The sequence below is a fragment of the Oleiphilus sp. HI0043 genome (assembly GCF_001634935.1).
The window spans coordinates 1-1,621 of the sequence record NZ_LWEY01001581.1 but is presented as its reverse complement, the minus strand read 5'-3'; the positions used below and the strand labels follow the sequence as shown (position 1 = coordinate 1,621).

2 protein-coding genes and 1 pseudogene are annotated in these 1,621 nt (G+C 45.9%); all 3 read left to right on the top strand.

Annotated elements, in window-relative coordinates; genetic code table 11:
- Positions 1–579: pirin family protein (locus A3729_RS23505; RefSeq protein ID WP_068634351.1), on the top strand; the 579-nt coding region annotated here is incomplete at its 5' end.
- A gap of 32 nt (positions 580–611) precedes the next feature.
- Entirely contained in the window at positions 612–1,385 is a 774-nt protein-coding gene (locus A3729_RS23500; RefSeq protein ID WP_068633179.1) for a sulfite exporter TauE/SafE family protein, read from the top strand.
- Between the two features lie 99 nt (positions 1,386–1,484).
- Positions 1,485–1,621, top strand: a pseudogene (locus tag A3729_RS31845) (tRNA 2-selenouridine(34) synthase MnmH); the annotation flags it as partial.

The following is a 1,621-nucleotide window of genomic DNA, read 5'->3' as shown; positions in this document are numbered from 1 at the left end:
ATCAATGATGATGAGGTTTCCCCCGGTGCGGGTTTTGATAATCATGGTCATCGAGATATGGAAATTATTTCTTATATATTGGAGGGGGCTATCGAGCACAGAGATAGCACAGGAAATCACTTTATAGTGCCTGAGGGAGAGGTTCAGCGTATGAGCGCAGGGTCAGGGATTATGCACTCTGAATTTAACGCATCTAAAACCGAAGCATTGAAGTTTTTGCAAATTTGGATCAGTCCAAATGTAAAACTCATTGAACCTAGTTACGAGCAAATGCCCATCTTACAGTCTTCGACACTGACAGCTTTGGTAACGCCAGATGGAAGCAACGGTAGCCTAAGTATTCACCAGGATGTGAGCCTTTTTCGCTTGCAGCTAAACGCCGGANAACGCTACGAATTGACGGCTCAAGCGCGAGTGGGTTATTTGCATGTAATTGAGGGGGAGGGACTTGGCGTTACATCGACTGACAAGCTTGAATTAAAGCCAGGTGATGGTCTAGGTATTATAAAAGATCAGCTATCTATTACGGCCAAAGATGAAGGCTTGACTGCTCTTTGGTTTGACCTCCCGCCAAGATAATTGCTTGTAATATAACGCGAGAAAACATTCTGATGAATGCAACTGATGACCTAAGCCTATTATTGCTTGACCCGCTATTTTGGGGGCTAGCCGTGGTTGGCGTGTTAATAACGGGGATCTCAAAATCTGGTTTTGCCGGAGGAGCGGGTGTTATCGCGGTACCATTACTATCGTTCGTGATGCCCGTGCCGGTTGCCGCTATTTTAATGTTGCCGCTTCTCATTGTGATGGACGCAAAGACGATGCACTATTATTGGCGCAGCGTGAACTGGCAAGAAATAAAAGTGATCGGCCCCGCGGCACTGGTCGGCATCATCGCGGGTGGCTATTTATTGGGTGGATTGTCCAGTAGCTTGTTACAGTCTTTGCTTGGTTTATTTTGCATTGCATTCGCGCTGTGGAAACAGTTGAGCCCCGTTTTGGCTCACCTGCCCTATGCAGGTCTTTTTTGGGCGACCTTGTCTGGTTTAACCAGCACATTGCTACACGCAGGTGGTCCACCGATTAATATTTATTTGGCCACGATACGATTACCCAAGCGCACGTGGTTGGCAAGCGCTGCCATGTTTTTTGCGATGATGAATCTGGTTAAAATCGTTCCGTATGCCTTAGCCGCCCAGTCACAGAGTGGTTTTTCTGTGTCGTCGTTGTTGATTATCGACATAATTTTGTTACCGGCTTGCTTACTTGGTTCGACTTTAGGACATCGCTTGCATACAAAAATGAGTGAAGCCCATTTCATGTCTGCGTGTAAGGGTTTGTTATTTCTGTCAGGGCTTGGCTTACTCATTAGTGTGGCGCTCTAAAGCCTTTTGGTTCTAGTGTTTTAAAGATAAGGCATGGCTCTACATAAGCATTTTCCCTATAATCTCCCCCTTCTTTGCACCGCCTGACTATTAAGCACTATGAGCAACAGACCTGATACAGACAACTACCTCGAACTTTTCCTGAATGATATTCCGCTAATGGATGTTCGAGCACCGGTTGAGTTCGATAAAGGTGCCTTTCCAAATACCCTCAACGCACCCTTAATGGATGATGA

What these genes read in the sequence shown, in the direction of transcription:
- A3729_RS23500 (WP_068633179.1), top strand. Translation starts at nt 612, where the DNA reads ATGAATGCAACTGATGACCTAAGCCTATTATTGCTTGACCCGCTATTT.